The sequence below is a fragment of the Methylobacterium sp. Leaf113 genome, from assembly GCF_001423325.1.
Taxonomy (GTDB): domain Bacteria; phylum Pseudomonadota; class Alphaproteobacteria; order Rhizobiales; family Beijerinckiaceae; genus Methylobacterium.
Window position 1 is genome coordinate 43,704 of record NZ_LMNJ01000009.1, and the last position, 16,367, is coordinate 60,070.

The 16,367-nt window shown below is 65.5% G+C and carries 15 protein-coding genes; 13 read left to right on the forward strand and 2 right to left on the reverse strand.

Annotated features, from left to right (window positions below):
- Positions 1-95 precede the first annotated feature (95 nt).
- The 6 genes from ASF60_RS07990 to ASF60_RS23490 all read left to right on the forward strand — a co-directional run bounded on the left by ASF60_RS07990 (position 96) and on the right by ASF60_RS23490 (position 6,103).
- Positions 96-1,391, forward strand: coding sequence for an aminotransferase class I/II-fold pyridoxal phosphate-dependent enzyme (locus ASF60_RS07990; RefSeq protein WP_056183107.1), 1,296 nt, complete (start codon positions 96-98; stop codon positions 1,389-1,391).
- A gap of 193 nt (positions 1,392-1,584) precedes the next feature.
- Positions 1,585-1,995 (forward strand): hypothetical protein, encoded by a 411-nt coding sequence (locus tag ASF60_RS07995; RefSeq protein WP_156633945.1) that lies wholly within the window; start codon positions 1,585-1,587, stop codon positions 1,993-1,995.
- A gap of 52 nt (positions 1,996-2,047) precedes the next feature.
- Positions 2,048-2,575, forward strand: a complete 528-nt coding sequence (locus ASF60_RS08000; protein WP_056183112.1) for a hypothetical protein — start codon at positions 2,048-2,050, stop codon at positions 2,573-2,575.
- 9 nt (positions 2,576-2,584) lie between these two features.
- A complete protein-coding gene (kdsA, locus tag ASF60_RS08005) occupies positions 2,585-3,454 on the forward strand; it encodes a 3-deoxy-8-phosphooctulonate synthase (RefSeq protein WP_056183115.1) in 870 nt (289 codons plus the stop codon).
- 178 nt (positions 3,455-3,632) lie between these two features.
- A complete protein-coding gene (locus tag ASF60_RS08010) occupies positions 3,633-3,962 on the forward strand; it encodes a hypothetical protein (protein ID WP_082504229.1) in 330 nt (109 codons plus the stop codon).
- Between the two features lie 215 nt (positions 3,963-4,177).
- Positions 4,178-6,103 carry a Hint domain-containing protein gene (locus tag ASF60_RS23490; protein WP_244478369.1) on the forward strand — a complete coding sequence of 642 codons (1,926 nt, stop codon included), beginning with the start codon at positions 4,178-4,180 and terminating at the stop codon, positions 6,101-6,103.
- 29 nt (positions 6,104-6,132) lie between these two features.
- Here ASF60_RS23490 and queF read toward each other — a convergent pair whose 3' ends face one another.
- Positions 6,133-6,597 carry a preQ(1) synthase gene (gene queF / locus ASF60_RS08020; RefSeq protein WP_056183122.1) on the reverse strand — a complete coding sequence of 155 codons (465 nt, stop codon included), beginning with the start codon at positions 6,595-6,597 and terminating at the stop codon, positions 6,133-6,135.
- A 133-nt stretch (positions 6,598-6,730) separates the two neighbouring features.
- Here queF and ASF60_RS08025 point away from each other — a divergent pair, with 133 nt between their 5' ends.
- The 4 genes from ASF60_RS08025 to ASF60_RS08035 all read left to right on the forward strand — a co-directional run bounded on the left by ASF60_RS08025 (position 6,731) and on the right by ASF60_RS08035 (position 9,709).
- On the forward strand, positions 6,731-6,934 hold the full coding sequence (locus tag ASF60_RS08025) for a hypothetical protein (protein ID WP_056183260.1): 204 nt from the start codon (positions 6,731-6,733) through the stop codon (positions 6,932-6,934).
- A gap of 244 nt (positions 6,935-7,178) precedes the next feature.
- Positions 7,179-8,468: a phosphopyruvate hydratase gene (gene eno, locus ASF60_RS08030; RefSeq protein WP_056183125.1), complete on the forward strand. Its 1,290-nt coding sequence runs from the start codon at positions 7,179-7,181 to the stop codon at positions 8,466-8,468.
- Between the two features lie 92 nt (positions 8,469-8,560).
- Positions 8,561-9,001, forward strand: coding sequence for a thiol-disulfide oxidoreductase DCC family protein (locus ASF60_RS23495; RefSeq protein ID WP_082504231.1), 441 nt, complete (start codon positions 8,561-8,563; stop codon positions 8,999-9,001).
- Between the two features lie 54 nt (positions 9,002-9,055).
- On the forward strand, positions 9,056-9,709 hold the full coding sequence (locus tag ASF60_RS08035) for a DUF1345 domain-containing protein (RefSeq protein ID WP_056183128.1): 654 nt from the start codon (positions 9,056-9,058) through the stop codon (positions 9,707-9,709).
- 6 nt (positions 9,710-9,715) lie between these two features.
- Here the strand turns inward: ASF60_RS08035 and ASF60_RS08040 are convergent, their stop codons facing one another.
- Positions 9,716-10,765: an endonuclease/exonuclease/phosphatase family protein gene (locus tag ASF60_RS08040; protein ID WP_082507812.1), complete on the reverse strand. Its 1,050-nt coding sequence runs from the start codon at positions 10,763-10,765 to the stop codon at positions 9,716-9,718.
- A 107-nt stretch (positions 10,766-10,872) separates the two neighbouring features.
- Here ASF60_RS08040 and ASF60_RS08045 point away from each other — a divergent pair, with 107 nt between their 5' ends.
- From ASF60_RS08045 to ASF60_RS08055, 3 genes are all read left to right on the forward strand, one after another.
- Entirely contained in the window at positions 10,873-12,252 is a 1,380-nt protein-coding gene (locus ASF60_RS08045; RefSeq protein WP_056183131.1) for a pentapeptide repeat-containing protein, read from the forward strand.
- Positions 12,253-12,287: 35 nt separating this feature from the next.
- Positions 12,288-13,058: a potassium channel family protein gene (locus tag ASF60_RS08050; RefSeq protein ID WP_056183135.1), complete on the forward strand. Its 771-nt coding sequence runs from the start codon at positions 12,288-12,290 to the stop codon at positions 13,056-13,058.
- A gap of 297 nt (positions 13,059-13,355) precedes the next feature.
- Positions 13,356-16,340 (forward strand): response regulator, encoded by a 2,985-nt coding sequence (locus ASF60_RS08055; protein ID WP_056183138.1) that lies wholly within the window; start codon positions 13,356-13,358, stop codon positions 16,338-16,340.
- Positions 16,341-16,367: the final 27 nt, after the last annotated feature.

Consider the following 16,367-nt stretch of genomic DNA (forward strand, 5'->3'; position numbering starts at 1 on the left):
CGGGCTGCATTTCAAACGGGGTGACGCAGGCGGCGCGAGGCGTCATGGTGCGCCGCGCTTGCCGCTCGCGCGGCCTCACTCGGACTCGAGACATCATGACGACGATCGCCGACCGCAGCCCGGCCGAACTCGCGGATCTGCGCGCCCAGGCTCAAGCGGCCTATGACGCCTTCAAGGCGCGGGGCCTCAAGCTCGACATGACGCGTGGCAAACCGGCGCCCGAGCAGCTCGACCTGTCGTCCGGTATGCTCGCGCTGCCCGGCAACGGCGACTACACCACTGCAGCCGGGGAGGATGCCCGCAATTATGGCGGCCAGCAGGGCCTGCCCGAGTTGCGCGCGCTGTTCTCGCACCTCATCGACGCGCCGGCGGACCAGATCGTGGTCGGAGGCAATTCGAGCCTCGCCCTGATGCACGACACCATCGCGTGGGCGCTGCTGAAGGGCGTACCGGGGTCCGAGCGGCCCTGGTCGAAGGAGGACGCTCCGGTCTTCCTCTGCCCGGTCCCGGGTTACGACCGCCACTTCGCCCTGTGCGAGGAATACGGCATCCGCATGATCCCCGTGCCGATGACGGGACAGGGACCGGACATGGACGTGGTCGAGGGTCTCGTCGCCGACCCGGCCGTCAAGGGCATGTGGTGCGTCCCGAAATACGCCAATCCGTCCGGAGAGATCTTCTCGGACGAAACTGTGCGGCGCCTCGCCGCGATGAAGACCGGCGCTCCCGACTTTCGCCTGTTCTGGGACAACGCCTACGCGGTGCATCACCTGACGTCGGATCGCCATCCGGTGCAGGATATTCTCACCGCCTGCACCGAGGCCGGCAACCCGAACCGTCCCTTCCTCTACGCCTCGACCTCGAAAATCACGCTTGCGGGCGCCGGTCTTGCGGTCTTCGCCGGCTCGCCCGAGAACACGCGCTGGTTCCTGGCTCGATCCGCGAAGCAGACCATCGGTCCGGATAAGCTCAACCAACTGCGCCACGTGCGCTTCTTGCGGGATGGCGCTGGCCTTCAGGCCCACATGGACGCCCACCGCGCCCTGATCGCGCCCAAATTCGCTGCCGTGCAGGCGGCGCTTGACCGGCACCTCAGCGGCACGGGTGCCGCACGCTGGACGCGGCCGGAGGGAGGCTACTTCATTACCGTGGAAGCCCGTGAGGGCACGGCCACCGAGGTGGTGCGGTTGGCCAAGGATGCCGGCATCGCCCTCACGCCGGCCGGAGCGACCTCGCCCTACGGCCGTGATCCGAAGGACAGCGTCCTGCGTCTCGCGCCCACCTATCCCAGCCTCGACGACGTCACGAAGGCAGCCGAGGGCATCGCGCTGTGCATCCTTCTTGCATCCCTCGACGCCGAACACAGGACCCGTGAACGAGCGGCGGCCTGAGACCTGCCTCGGCATCCGGGTCACAGATCGGATGCCGAGGCGTGGGGCCGGGAGGCGCCAGGATGACGACGGTGAGGACGTGACGACGGTGAGGACGTGACGAGGGTGAGGACGTGACGAGGGTGAGGACGTGACGACGATCAGAACATGGCGCTGGGACGGTCCGCCGTGCCGGGCGGTCGTGACGGTCGTCATGCTCCTCAGCGCCGCAACGCAGGCGCAGGCACGCTCCGCCTGGATCACCGGCACCTTCGTCTATGCCGATCTCTGCACCGTTCGGGACAATGGCGCACGCAACGGACACCGGGTCATGCTGCGGCGCTCGCCAAACGGCAATGCCGTGACCTTCGAGGGCGCGGACCACATCGGCCCCGTTGCGGTTGAAGCCATGAGCCTCGACGATTCCACCAGGGCGCTTACCTTCGCGGTCTCGACCGAGGCGGGCGCGATTCGTTTCCAGGGCGTCGTCGAACCCGGCGCTCTGACGGGCACCATCGAGGACGAGGCGGGGCTGCATGCAGTTCATCTGCCCCGTGTGTTGCGCTCTCACACCCATGAAACTTGCTCCGATGAGATCACCGGGGCGATCGGCCAACACCAATAAGTGTGGGACTTGGAGTGTGGGCCTTGAGCCGGGCGTGCGTTAAATCAACACGATGACGATTTCTGTTCGCCTTTCCTTGATTCTTGCCGCGAGCACTTTGGTCTCCCTGGCTCCGGCCCAGGCAGCGGATACCTGTGATACCCTTACCGTCCGCATGATCCGTGCAACGGGAGCATCGCTGGCCGGACGCGTCGGCTCCCGGGCCGTCTTCCGGGCGGCCGATGCGGAACGCATGAGCCTGGATTGCCGGGCGCCGCGCCGGATGGTCCTCATCGCCCGTGAACGCGAACCAAGCCGCCGGTTCTACGAACTGATCGGTGACGCCGCGCAGGCCTTGACCGGCGCGAGCGCCGAAGCGGCAGAGACGCTGGCGCTGGTCCTGCAGCAGGAGGCCCTGGCGACAGGACGTCCACAGCAGGGGACGACCAGGCGGGTCGCCATTCGATGCGAAACCGCTTCGGATGCAGACCCCTTCGACGGTTTGCGTACCCGTTGCATCCTGGCCCCCCTCCCGGTTCCTCATGCGAAGCCCGTGCTTCGACGCCGGGCCGGCCTTTTCGTTGGGACCGCAGCGGGCTAGACCGACGTCATGCCTGAGATCACCCCCTCCACCGCTCCCGTGGTCACCGCTGGTTCGGTCGCCTTCGCCAACCATCTGCCCTTTGCGCTGATCGCCGGCCCCTGCCAACTCGAGAGCCGTGACCACGCCATCGAGATCGCCGACGCCTTGAAGGCGATGACCGACCGCCTCGGGATCGGCCTGGTGTTCAAGGCCTCGTTCGACAAGGCCAACAGGACCTCCGGCAGCACCGCTCGCGGGCTCGGCCTGGAAGGGGCGCTGCCGATCTTTTCCGAGATCAAGGACCGTTTCGGCCTGCCCGTGCTCACGGACGTACACGAGGCGGCGCAGTGTGGCCCCGCCGCCGAGGTCATCGACATCCTCCAGATTCCGGCCTTCCTATGCCGGCAAACCGACCTGTTGCTCGCGGCCGCCGCCACCGGACGCGTGGTGAATGTGAAGAAGGGCCAGTTCCTCGCACCCTGGGACATGGCCCACGTGGCCGCGAAGGTAACGGGGGCCGGCAATCCCAACGTGCTGGTGACCGAGCGCGGCGCCTCGTTCGGATACAACACCCTCGTCTCCGACATGCGCAGCCTGCCGATCATGGCGCAGGTCACGCATGGTGCCCCTGTGGTGTTCGACGCCACCCACTCGGTGCAGCAGCCCGGCGGGCAGGGCGCGACCTCGGGCGGTCAGCGCGAATTCGTCGCCGTGCTCGCCCGCGCGGCCGTCGCCGTCGGCGTGGCCGGGCTTTTCATCGAGACGCATCCCGACCCGGACCATGCCCCCTCGGATGGCCCGAACATGGTGCCGCTGAAAGCGATGCCGGCCTTATTGGCCGAGCTCCAGGCGTTCGACCGGCTGGCAAAGGCGCGAACGGTCCATCAAGACCACTGAAACCGGCAACCCAGATGGAGCAAGTCCAGGCGCAGGCATCACGGGTGCGGCCGATTGGAGCGATTCACCATGATCAATGAACCAAGTCGTACAGTGTCCGTCTGCGGAAGGTGACGGGAACGATCACGGCATCCTGACGTTAGAATTTCCAATTCGTTCTCGAACGCTAAAGGATACCATGCGCAAGCTTGCTTTGATTTCCGCTCTCACCCTTTCGCTCGGCGGCCTTGCCACTGTGACCTCCGCCGAGGCTGGCCCGCGTGGCCATGGGTACGGTCATGGTGGCTATGGTCATGGCCATGCTTACGGCCATCGTGGTTATGGTCGCGGATACGCGTATGGCGGTCGTCGTCGCGGAATCGGAACCGGCGCGGCGGTCGGCCTCGGCATTGCCGGTCTTGCGGCAGGTGCCATCGCTGCTGGCGCTGCTCGCGACTCCTATTATCGCGATGGTTATGCCCGTCCTGCCTATGGGTACGGCGCGCCAGCCTACGGTTATGGCTACTGAGTCCCACCTCGTCTGATACAAACGACCTGTAGCGAAAGCGATCGAGGACGGCCCACGAAGGTTGGCCGTCCTCGATCCCATTTGGGCTCCAAGCGTCACTCTTGGACCGGCATAGTCCGCCCCCTCCGGGCGTGGCCGTATCGATTTTCGCGCCTCGTCCCACAAGCTTCGCACAGGGGCTCGCGTCCGATCCCCACAGCTGCGGGGAATGCGGAATGGCCAACCTGACGGACCTGAACGCGGAACAGCGCGACGAGGTTACTTACCTGTCGGGCCTCGATGAGGATGGTCGGATCGCTAAGGATACGTGGTTTACTTGGAAGTATGCTGACTTCAGTACCACAAAAACATGGATAAACAAGTTCTACAATGACAGCGAGGGCGTACCTCGTGCAGCCACGAGTGAAGCGGGCACACCAGGGGTAACAGTTACCTACTCTTTCTACCCCGGTCTGTCAGCAGAGGCCAAAGCTGCCTTTAACTCTGCTCTGACGCTGTGGTCCGATATTGCAGACGTCACATTTAAGTATGTTCCAACGACGGAAACGGCCTCTGCGTTGCTCGGGAACCAAACGCCCGCAACCGGCGCTCCGTTTTTCCCGAACAATGGTCCCCAGCCGATCGGAGGCTCGGAGATTGCTTCACAGGCTGCCCCCAATGGTCTGGGGGGACCGGCGCAGGTCTACGTCTCCGGTATCGCGAATTTAGGACAGTCGAACAATTTCAGCTTCGAGAACTCTGCCATCATGGGAACCGTAGCCCATGAGACTGGCCACCTCTTAGGCCTTGGACATACCGGACCGGTCAACGGCGACACCGTGGAGGGTGTCCGAGGCCCGTACGACCAGAATCTCTGGAGTTTGATGTCCTACTACGGAAACAGTGATCCGGCTTCGCCCTTCACCTCGAAGGGCCCCGTCGTGGCGGACTGGCAGGGAGGGTGGGCCCAGACACCCATGCCCATCGACATTCTGGCCGTCCAGCGCTTCTACGGCGAATCGAAAACCAGCACCTTCGCCGGTGGTCAGACCTACGGCTTCAATACGAACATCGCCGGGTCGTCCCGAGATTATTTCGATTTCACCAAGAACAGTACGCCCTTCGTGACCCTCTACAATCGCGGGGGCGACAACACCCTCGACGTCTCCGGCTTCAACACGAGCAGCCGGATCAATCTGAATCCCGGCACCTTCAGCACGGCCAGCGCCAACAGCGCCGTCACGAACAACATCGGCATCTCTTTTGGCACACGAATCGACAAGGTCGTCACTGGTGCCGGCGACGACGTGATCATCGGCAATGGCAACAGCAACGTGGTCAACGGCGGAGGTGGTTCTGATACTTTCATTGTCACAGGCTTGCGCACGAACTTCGCAATCGACAGGACCAGCACGGTCACCACCGTCACCGATAAGACCACCGGCGCCGTCGATACATTGACGGGCATCGAACAGATCCGGTTCGCCGCGCCCGTCTGCTTCACCACCGGAACACGCCTCGGCGTCGTGCGAGACGGTGCTGCCTGCACGGTACCGATCGAGGATCTGCGCCTGACCGACGTGGCGGTAACCGCCACGGGCGGTCACCGTTCGATCCGTTGGATTGGCCAGCGGGACGTCCGGCCTGACACGTATGGCGATCCATCCACGCAATGGCCCGTGCGCATCCTGGCGGGGGCCTTCGGCCGGGACGGCTCCGGTCAAGCCGTCCCGGCCCGGGACCTGCGCCTGTCGCCCGGCCACCCTGTCCTGATCGGTGCCGACGCGGGGAATGCGGGCGGTGTGCTGACTCCTATCAAGAACCTCATTGATGGGATCGCGATCTGCCGAGAGCCCGTGGACCGGGTCACCTACTGGCACGTGGAGCTCGACCAGCACGACATCCTGCTGGCGGAAGGCCTGCCGGCCGAATCGTATTTCGAGAGCGGCTCGCGCGCCTGGTTCGGCAGTGACACCGTGCAGGGCTGGTGGAGGGACGTCGATGGAATCGCCAGTCCACTGCCCGGCCGCTGCCGCCCTGTGGCGTTCGACGGACCGATCGTCGAGGCCGAGCGCGACCGGATCGTCAGCGGCTTGCGCCTGCGTCTGGCTGCACAGGCAGCCTGGCCCGACATCGAGACGCAACTCATGGCGGCGGCTTGAGCCGAAGCCGCTTTCAAGGGGAACGGATCTCAGCGGGCCCGGTAGGGGGGCACGCCGGGATCCGGGAGCCAGACGGATTTCAGCGGCTCGCCGGTCTGCCAGAACACGTCGATGGGAATGCCGCCGCGTGGGTACCAGAAGCCCCCGATGCGCAGGTAGCGGGGCGCCAGCAACTCCGTGAGCCGCAAACCGATCCCCACCGTGCAATCCTCGTGGAAGGCCCCGTGATTGCGGAAGGCTGTCAGGTAGAGCTTGAGCGACTTCGATTCGACGAGCCATTGATCCGGCACGTAGTCGATCACCAGGATGGCGAAGTCCGGCTGGCCGGTGACGGGGCAGAGCGAAGTGAACTCAGGTACGGTGAAGCGGGCGAGATAGTCAGTGCCCGGATGCGGGTTCGGCACCCGGTCCAGGCGGGCCTCGTCGGGACTGGTCGGCAGGGGCGTCGTCTGTCCGAGTTGCAAGCTCTCGGCGCCTGAAGGTGGCTGCGTCATGGGCAAAATCTTCCGGTGACGGGGGCGACACGCTTGTCGCACAGGTCACGCCTTATGCTGAAATCCAACCAATTTGCCGCCCAAGTGGCGACGGTGAGTGGCAGGCGCGATGTCCGCGTGCCATATGGGAACCATGAGCGACGAAAACACGGCCACCTATCCCTACACTCTGGAGATCCAGCCGCCCAAGGCGCCCGGCAGTCCATACCAATGGGCCATCCGCCGGAAGGGCAAGCTGATCCAGCGATCCGACCGCAATCACCCGACCGAAGCCAAGGCGCGTGAGAACGGAATGGCGCAGATCGAACTGCTTCTGTCCGGAGCCGGTGACCGGTAGGCCACTTCCGTTCGATTCAGGCGCAACGATCAATCCCCTGCGGCCGACGGGCTGGAATACCAGTTCCAGCGCGCCGGCAGTCTTGCAGGAGGCGACAGGACGCTTGCCGGACGCGAAGCGTTGACGGATAAGCCTCGGCGAAATCGTCCGGTCCCGGGGCATGTCATCCGGACATCCTTGGGCATCGGACCCGGCCTCGCGTGACGAGGCCTCGATAAGCCGCACCGTCCGCAAAGGCGCTTCCATGACCGCGATCACGAACATCGCCGCCCGTGAGATCCTCGACAGCCGAGGCAACCCGACCATCGAGGTCGACGTGTTGCTCGAAGACGGCTCCTTCGGGCGCGCGGCTGTTCCCTCGGGCGCCTCCACCGGCGCGCACGAGGCCATGGAACTGCGCGACGGGGATAAGGGTCGGTACGGCGGCAAGGGTGTCCGCAAGGCGGTCAACGCGGTGCAGTCGGACATCCTCGACGCCATCGGCGGCATGGATGCCGAGGATCAGATCGCCATCGACGAGGCGATGATCGAGCTCGACGGCACGCCCAACAAGAGCCGCCTCGGCGCCAACGCAATCCTGGGCGTGTCACTCGCCGTCGCCAAAGCCGCCGCCGAGACGGCAGGCCTGCCGCTCTACCGCTACATCGGTGGAACCCAGGGCCGGGTACTGCCTGTGCCGATGATGAACATCATCAACGGCGGTGCCCATGCCGACAACCCGATCGACTTCCAGGAATTCATGATCATGCCGGTGGGCGCGTCCTCGCTTGCCGAAGCCGTGCGCATGGGTGCCGAGGTGTTCCACACCCTCAAGGGTGCATTGAAGAAGGCCGGCCACAACACCAACGTGGGCGACGAGGGCGGTTTTGCCCCGAACCTGCCCTCGGCTGAGGCCGCTCTCGATTTCGTGATGCAATCGATCCAGGCCGCTGGTTTCAAGCCCGGCACCGACATGGTGCTGGCTCTCGACTGCGCAGCGACCGAGTTCTTCAAGGATGGCGCCTACCACTACGAGGGTGAGGGCCAGACCCGCGATATCGAGGCGCAGGTCGCCTATCTGGCGGGGCTCGTCGACGCCTACCCGATCCTGTCGATCGAGGATGGTATGTCGGAGGACGATTGGGAGGGCTGGAAGCTTCTCACCGAGCGTGTCGGCGACCGTTGCCAGCTGGTCGGCGACGACCTGTTCGTCACCAACGTGACACGCCTGTCGCGCGGCATCGCCGAGCAGACGGCCAACTCGATCTTGGTGAAGGTGAACCAGATCGGTTCGCTCACAGAAACGCTGGCCGCCGTCGATATGGCCCAGCGGGCCGGCTACACGGCCGTGATGTCCCATCGCTCCGGCGAGACCGAGGATTCGACCATCGCTGACCTCGCGGTTGCGACGAACTGCGGACAGATCAAGACCGGCTCGCTGGCGCGCTCCGACAGATTGGCCAAGTACAATCAGCTCATCCGCATCGAGGAAGGCCTTGGTTCACAGGCCCTCTATGCCGGTCGTAATGCCCTGAAGGCGCTGGCCCGTCGCTGAACCCGGTCTGAGAGACCCATGCGGGACAATGACACGGTCGCGAAGCGATTCACGACCGTGTCACGGGGGCTCGTCACCCTATCTTCCAAGGCATGACTCCGACCGCGCCATCGTCGCCGACCCTGACCGTCTATTATGACGGGGCCTGTCCTCTTTGCGCTGCTGAGATCCGGCTCTACCGGCGCTCGCCGGGCGGAGAGCGGGTCGCTTGGATCGACGTCGCCGCCGAAGACCCCGCGGATCTCGGTCCCGACCTGACCCGAAGCGCAGCCCGTGCCCGCTTCCATGTCCGCCGCCCGGATGGTGCGCTGGCATCGGGAGCGAGAGGTTTCGCTGCGCTCTGGGCCGTGCTGCCGCGCTGGCGTATCCTTGCCCATCTCGCTCGCCTGCCTGGGCTGATCAGCCTCGGCGAGGTCGCCTATCGCTTGTTCCTACCGCTGCGACCGTGGATCGCCCGCTTCCTCCCAGGCCGCAGAGCAAGCTGTGACAAGGCTTGTGGAGACAAGGCTTGCGGAGACAAGGCTTGCGGATAAGGCATCTCCGCGCGAGAGCAGGATCGAATCGCGAATGGTCGAGACGATCCTCACATGCTGAATCCCTTTCAGGCCTTCTGGCTCCGTCCGCGCCTTCTCGCCTCCGTAGGGCTCACCCTCGTCCTCGCGTTGATTCTTCCCTTCGCAGACCTGTCGGTTCGGCTGCTGCTCGGCTGGTGCCTCGGCGTTCTCGCCTATTGCGGGTTGATCGTCGGGAAAGCAGCGCGTCAGTCGCAGGACTCGCTGCGGAGGGAGTCGTCGCGCCTGGACGACAGTGCTCTTACCGTAACGCTCTTCGCGATTCTGGCGGCCGCCGCGAGCTTCGGCGCCGTGGCGATGCTGGTACTCGGCGGCAATGGAAGCGAAGCGTACCGTTTGAGCCACCTCGCGCTCGCCGCAGCGACCATGATCTGCGCTTGGCTCTTCGTGCAGGTGGTCTTCACGGTGCACTACGCGCACCTGTACTACGGGACCGAAGCGGACACATCGCGCCGCGGACTCGACTTCAATGGCGACGAGAACCCGGATTTCTGGGACTTCTTCTATTTCTCCGTGACCATCGGGGCGACGTCGCAGACATCGGATACCGATATCACCAGCAAGGCGATGCGCCGTGTTGCGACAGTGCAGACCATCTACGCCTATATCTTCAATACCAGCGTGCTGGCCCTCGCCATCAATATGGCGGCCGGTGTTGCCCAGCGTTGATCCCCATCATCGGGCCGCCTCTACCGCCTCCTGTGCATCCTCGTGATCCTGCGCCGTGGCTTGCGGGGCATCCTGCAGGCGTGGCGCCCGATCCGTGCGGCAGAGGCTGATCAGGATTGGAAAGTGGTCCGACTGGATATGAGGCAATCGCTCGATCCGGCCGAGGAGAAAATCGTCGCTGAAGAACACATGGTCGAGGGGCCAGCGCAGCAGCGGCCATTTGGCGTTGAAGGTCGGATAGAGACCACGGCCGATCCGCGGATCGAGGAGACCGCTGATACGCTGAAACAGGTCGTTGGTCTTCGACCAGGCGACGTCGTTCAGGTCGCCTGCCACCACTGCCGGGCCTCCCTCCGCCGCAACCTCGCGCGCCACCATCACGAGTTCGGCGTCACGCGGCGCGCTGCTCTGACCCGGATGAGGCGGCCTGGGATGCACGCCGAAGAAGGTAAAGCGCTCTCCCGAGCGGAGCGTCACACCGGTGCGCACGGAGGGGACGTCGTCCTGCAGCAGGAAACGCACCTCCGGGTTATCTAAAGCGAGCTTGGAATAGAACATCAGCCCGTAGGTGTTGTGCTGCGGCTGGGCCACTCCGTATGGATACCGCGTCCGCAGGGGTTCCAGAGCCTCCGCCCAGAGTTCGTCGGTCTCGACGAGCAGCAACAGGTCGGGATCCTGCTGGGTGACGAGGTCGAGCAGGGGCGCGTAGGCGCGGTTCGATTCCAGCACGTTCGCGATCATGATCGAGAAGCCCGCCTCCGAGCGGCAGGATTCCGGCTCTGCCGCGGCCGCCTGCGGCGAGACCAATCGGGTGAACGGGTAGATGCACACCAGTTGGTAGGCTAGGGCTGCGGCGAGCGCGGCAACAAGTGTGAGACCCGAAGTGTCGCGGGCAGCGATCAGCAATCCCAGGATCACGGCCACGATCAGGGCCGCAATCTGCAATCGCGGGAAGTCGAAGGTGCGGATGAAGCCGGAATTGCTGGGAATGAAGGGCAGCAGGGTCGCGACCACAAGGATCCCCCCGGCGGCCTTCAGGCCGATCTCCACCCACATCACACCCACACCGCGCTCCCCGTGCCGTCGCCGGCACGCCGTGGCCAAGCACTTCGAAACGTCCGAGGCCCGGAATGGTGCCCACGCGACAGGTCTGGAGCCCCGCCATGAACCCTGAGGCGGATCCGATCACCGCCGCGCAGGCTCGTGCCGACCGGGTCCTGGAACGCCTCGCAGCTCTCGCCGGCACGGCCTTCGCGGCGGGCGACGACACCCGTGCCCTTGCGGGACTCCCCCTCGGACGCGAGGCGTTGGCAGCTCGTCTCGGTGTGGATACGGAACCGCCTGCCTGGTGGGACGCCAAGCAGGCCGGCTTGGCCCTGGCTGGAGCGGATCTCACCGACGCACACCTCGAGGACGTGGATCTCTCCGGAGCGAACCTCTCAGGTGCGACGCTGGCCGGCGTGCTCGGCCGGTCCGCCGATTTTACCGGTGCCACCGTGGAGGAGGCGAACTTCGCCAATGCCGACCTCAGCGGCGCCCGCTTCACTGGCATTGCCGGGGGCGAGGCAAACTTCGACGATGCGATGCTGGAGGATGCGCGTTTCGACGGTGCGGCGATGCGCTTCGCCAAGCTGCGTCGTGCGCTCCTCGATGGAGCCAACTTCGAGGGCGCCGACCTCTGGGGCGCCGATTTCACCGGGGCCGACGCCGACTACACCCATTTTCGCGGCGCTCGCCTGGACGAGGTCAAGCTCGTGGGCGTCAACCTGACCTACGCCGATTTCGAGGGCGCCAGCCTCAAGAAGACGCAGCTGACCGGCTCGCGCCTGCGGGGCGCCAACCTCACCGGCGTGAAGTTGGACGGGGCCAACCTGTCGGAGGCGGACCTCTCCGAGACCAGCCTCGTACGCCTCAACCTCTCCACCTGCGACCTGCGCCACGCGCGCTTCGCCGGCGCCTGGCTCAACGGCACCCGGATGCGGGTGGACCAGCTTGGCGGCGCGGTGGGCGAGGAGGTCGCTCGAGATTACCCCGCGGCTCAGGCGAGCTACCTGGCGCTCGAGCAGAATTTCAAGAGTATCGGCAGCCAGGACGCGGCAAGCTGGGCCTATAAGCGCGGTCGCCGGATGGGTCGTCTCCATGCGGGCGCTCAGGCGCGGGCAGCCTGGGACGCGCGTTCAGGCCCGGACCTGCTCCGCCACGGTTATCAATGGGTCGCGGATCGCTTCGTGGAGTGGCTTTGCGACTATGGCGAAAGCCTGTCGCGGATCGCCCGCGCGTTCGTCATCCTCATCGGCGTCTTCGCAGCGCTCTACGGTCTGACCGGTGGATTGATTCCCGAGGGTAGCGACGGCCGGCCGACCTACAACCCTCTGGACCTGGTGAGCTACAGCGCTCTCAACATGATGACCGCCAATCCTCCCGAGATCGGCGTCAAACCGGTGGGACGCGTCACCAATCTTCTCGTCGGCATCGAGGGCGCGGCTGGCATCATCCTGATGGGCCTGTTCGGCTTCGTGCTCGGCAATCGCCTGCGGCGCTGAGCGCACTCCTTCCCCCGACAGGCAACTTCGCATCAATGGCTCAGCAGAACGCGCTTCTCGCGGAACTCTACGAGGGCGATACGGGCCGCGCCCATCGCTTCCGCTATGGCCTCCTCCTCTTCGATGCGGCGACCGTGGTCTACGTCGTGGGGACCTCGTTCCTGCCGCGTCACGCCTGGATCGAGCGGATCGATATCGCCTTCGGCCTCGTGGTCCTCCTGGACTTCCTGGCCCGGCTCGCCATCAGCCGGAATCGATCGCGGGAGTTCCTGCATCTCTCGACCTGGGCCGACATCGCCGCTTTGGTCTCGTTTCTGGCACCGGTGATTGGCGAGGGCGTGGGCTTCCTGCGCATCCTCCGCACCCTCCGCCTTCTGCGCACCTACCAGCTCCTCGACCGGTTGCGGGCCGACAGCGCGGTCTTCCGCGCCAACGAGGACGCGATCCTGGCGGCCACCAACCTCGCGGTCTTCGTGTTCGTGATGACCGGGATCGTCTACGCAACCCAGCACGGCACCAATCCGGCGATCGGCAATGCCATCGACGCGCTCTATTTCACCGTGACCTCGCTGACGACTACCGGATACGGGGACATCACCCTGCCGGGTCCAACGGGGCGCCTGATCTCGGTCGCGGTGATGATCTTTGGTGTGACCCTGTTCCTGCGCCTTGCCCAGGTGCTGTTCCGGCCACCCAAAATCCGATTTCCTTGCCCGACCTGTGGTCTGCAGCGCCATGATACGGATGCCGTCCACTGCAAGGCCTGTGGCACCCGCCTCGCCATTCCCGACGAGGGCAGCGACTGACGATCCGGTGGGACACGCAGCCTGCGCAACCCGGCGCGTTGACCAAAGACAGGTTGGCGATGAACGGACGGACCGGCGGCGCGTTTGCGAGCGTCGATGCAATCTCCTTGCTCGCGTCCCCCCTGCTCGTGTCCCGCCTTGCTCGTGTCCACGGCTCATTGACGTAAGTCCGCCTCCATCGCTTCCGGCCTCTGCAAGGGCGCCCTGTCCGGGCACGCAGACCGGCAGCAAAGCGCCATCGCGATGTTCCGTTCGTCCCTTCGCCCACCGGGTCACCCACCGCATGAAGTCCACCACATGAGCAATGCCTCGCCTCCGCGTTCCGATCGAGCCTGGCGCAAGCCCCGCCTTCTCGCGGGTCTACCCAGCTCGCCGCTCGCCCTGGTGCTGATCGGCCTGGCGGTCGCGGCTGGAATCGGGAACTACCTGGCCGGCGAGGCGAGCCGCGCACAGGGCGCTCGCCAGCATGCCATCCTCAGCCAGAGCGAGCGCCTGCTCTCAAACATGGTTGAGCTTGAGACCGGCATGCGGGGCTACGTGCTGTTCGGGGACGAGGCCTATCTCGAGCCTTATCAGGCGGCGCAGGACACCATCGACGGTCAGTTGAACGCCATCGAGACGCTGTCCACGCAAACGGATGATCAAGGGCCGCAGCACATCCGCGACCTGCGCCGCTTCGTCGAGACGAAGCGCGCCTACGCAGCCCGGGTGATCGCGCTGCGTCGGGAGCAGGGCTACGACGCCGCCGTGGGGCTCGCCCGGATGGGCGAGGGCAAGCGCTCGATGGACGAAGTGCGGGCCGCGGTGAAGGCGGTTCAGAACCACGCCAATGCGGTCCTGGCGACGAGCGAGGCACGGGACCGGGTACTCTCCCTTGTCCTGTCCCTGGTTTCGATTGCGGCCGCCCTCGGTGCCGTCGCGTTGCTCGGACGACTCGCACTGGTGCGCCGGCGCGACGAGCAGCGCACGGCGGCTCTCCTCGACGGCGTATTTGCCAACGCGCCCGTCGGGCTCGGCTTCCTCGATCGCGACCTGACGATCCAGCACATGAACCGGGCGCTCGCCACCATGAATGAGCGCGGTTTCGGGGCCGATCTCGGGGCGCCGATCTGGGCCCATGTGCCGACCCTGCAGGAGCAGCTGATTCCGAAGCTCAAGGCCGCTCGCGACGAGGGCCTCGTCACCACCAATGTCGACGTGGCGGTCTCGACGCCAAGCGCCCCCCGCGGGGTGCGCCATTTCCAGATGAGCTTCTATCCCCTGCGGGGGCGGGGCGGTTCGTCCGGCGCTGGCAAATCCCAAGCCGACGGCGTCGGATTGGTGGTTTCGGACGAGACCCTGCGCAAGCTCTCCGAAGAGCGCATGCGCCACAGCGAAGAGCGCTTCCGGTCTCTTACCGAGGCCACGAGCGCCATCGTCTGGACCACGACGCCCGAGGGCGGCTTCGAGGTGACGCCCTCCGAATGGACCCGCTTTACCGGTCAGACACCCCAGGAGGCCGCGGGAGCCGGATGGCTGAAGGCCATCCACCCGGATGATCAGAGCCGCACCAACGAGACCTGGGTGCAGGCCGTAGAGAGCCTTTCACCCTACGAGATCGAACATCGGATCCGCCGTCACGACGGCGTCTGGCGGATCATGTCCGCCCGGGCGGTCCCCATCCTGGAGGAAAATGGCAGCATTCGCGAATGGGTCGGCACCCATTCGGATGTGACGGCACGGAAAGAGGCCGAACTGGCCCTGGAAGCGGCCAAGGAGGCAGCCGAGGAGGCCAATCGCGCCAAGAGCCAGTTCCTCGCCAACATGAGTCACGAACTGCGCACCCCGCTCTCGGCGGTAATCGGCTACTCAGAGATGCTGCAGGAGGAAATCGAGGATCTAGGCGAGGAAGGACTCCTCGCCGACATGCGCAAGATCGAGTCGAATGCCCGCCACCTTCTGGGCCTGATCAACGATGTGCTCGATCTGTCAAAAATCGAGGCCGAGCGCATGGAGGTCTACGCCGAAACCTTCTCCGTCTCGGAGACCGTGCGTGACGTCGCCTCCACGGTAGAATCGCTCATCGAGAAGAAGGGCAACACCCTCGCCCTCGAAATCGCGGACGACCTCGGCGAGGCGCAGACCGACCAGACCAAGCTGCGCCAATGCCTGATCAACCTCCTGAGCAACGCCGCAAAGTTCACCGAGGGCGGACGGATCGTGCTGGCGGTTTCGCGCATGACGCGCGACGAGGCTGCTTGGCTCAACTTCCGCGTCACCGACACGGGCATTGGTATGAACGCCGAGCAGCAGGCCAAGCTGTTCCAGCGCTTCACCCAGGCTGACGCTTCCACCACCCGGCGTTTCGGCGGAACGGGCCTCGGCCTCGCCATCACCCGCGCCTTCGCAGAGATGCTGGGCGGCCGGATCGAGGTCGAGAGCGAGGAAGGGTCCGGCACCACCTTCACCCTGGTGGTGCCCGCAATCTATGTCCCCGCAAGCCCCGAGGCAGCCGTCGCGCACGACCACGGCGCCCTGCACCTGACGCACGAGGCACGGCCGATCCCCGGCGGACACGTCCTCATCATCGATGACGACGCCTCGACCCGCGACCTTCTCGCGCGTTTCTTGCAAAAAGACGGCTTCACCGTTGCCACAGCCCGCGACGGGCGCGAAGGCATCGAGCGGGCCCGCGAACTGAAGCCTCGCGTCATCCTCCTCGACGTGACGATGCCGCGCATGGATGGCTGGTCGGTGCTGCGCACCCTGAGAGCGGATCCGGAACTCGGCACGACACCGATCATCATGGTGACGGTGCTCGACGAGCAGAACCTCGCCTTCTCCCTCGGGGCCACCGACTATCTGCAGAAACCGATCGAGTGGACGCAGCTCAAATCCGCGATGGATCGGTTCAAACCCTCCGAGCACAAGGGACCGGTACTCATCATCGACGACGATCCCGATGCCCGGGAACGGCTGTCGGCGATGCTGACGCGCGAAGGCTGGCGGGTCGCCTCGGCGGAGAACGGCGTCGCGGGACTCGAGGCGACGGCGGCCAAGAAGCCCTGCCTCATCCTCCTCGACCTGATGATGCCGGAGATGGACGGCTTCGGATTCCTGCGGGCACTGCGCGAACGCGCGGAGTGGCGCGACATTCCGGTGGTGGTGCTGACCGCCAAGGACATCACCGCGGAAGATCGGCGCCGCCTCGCAGGACGCGCCGACCGCGTCTTGCAGAAGGGTGGTCTGAGCCTCACCGACCTCGCAGCATCCCTCCGCCCGCTGGTGGCTCCGGGGGTGTAGGCGCGGGGGCGGCCGGGCGCCTCACGT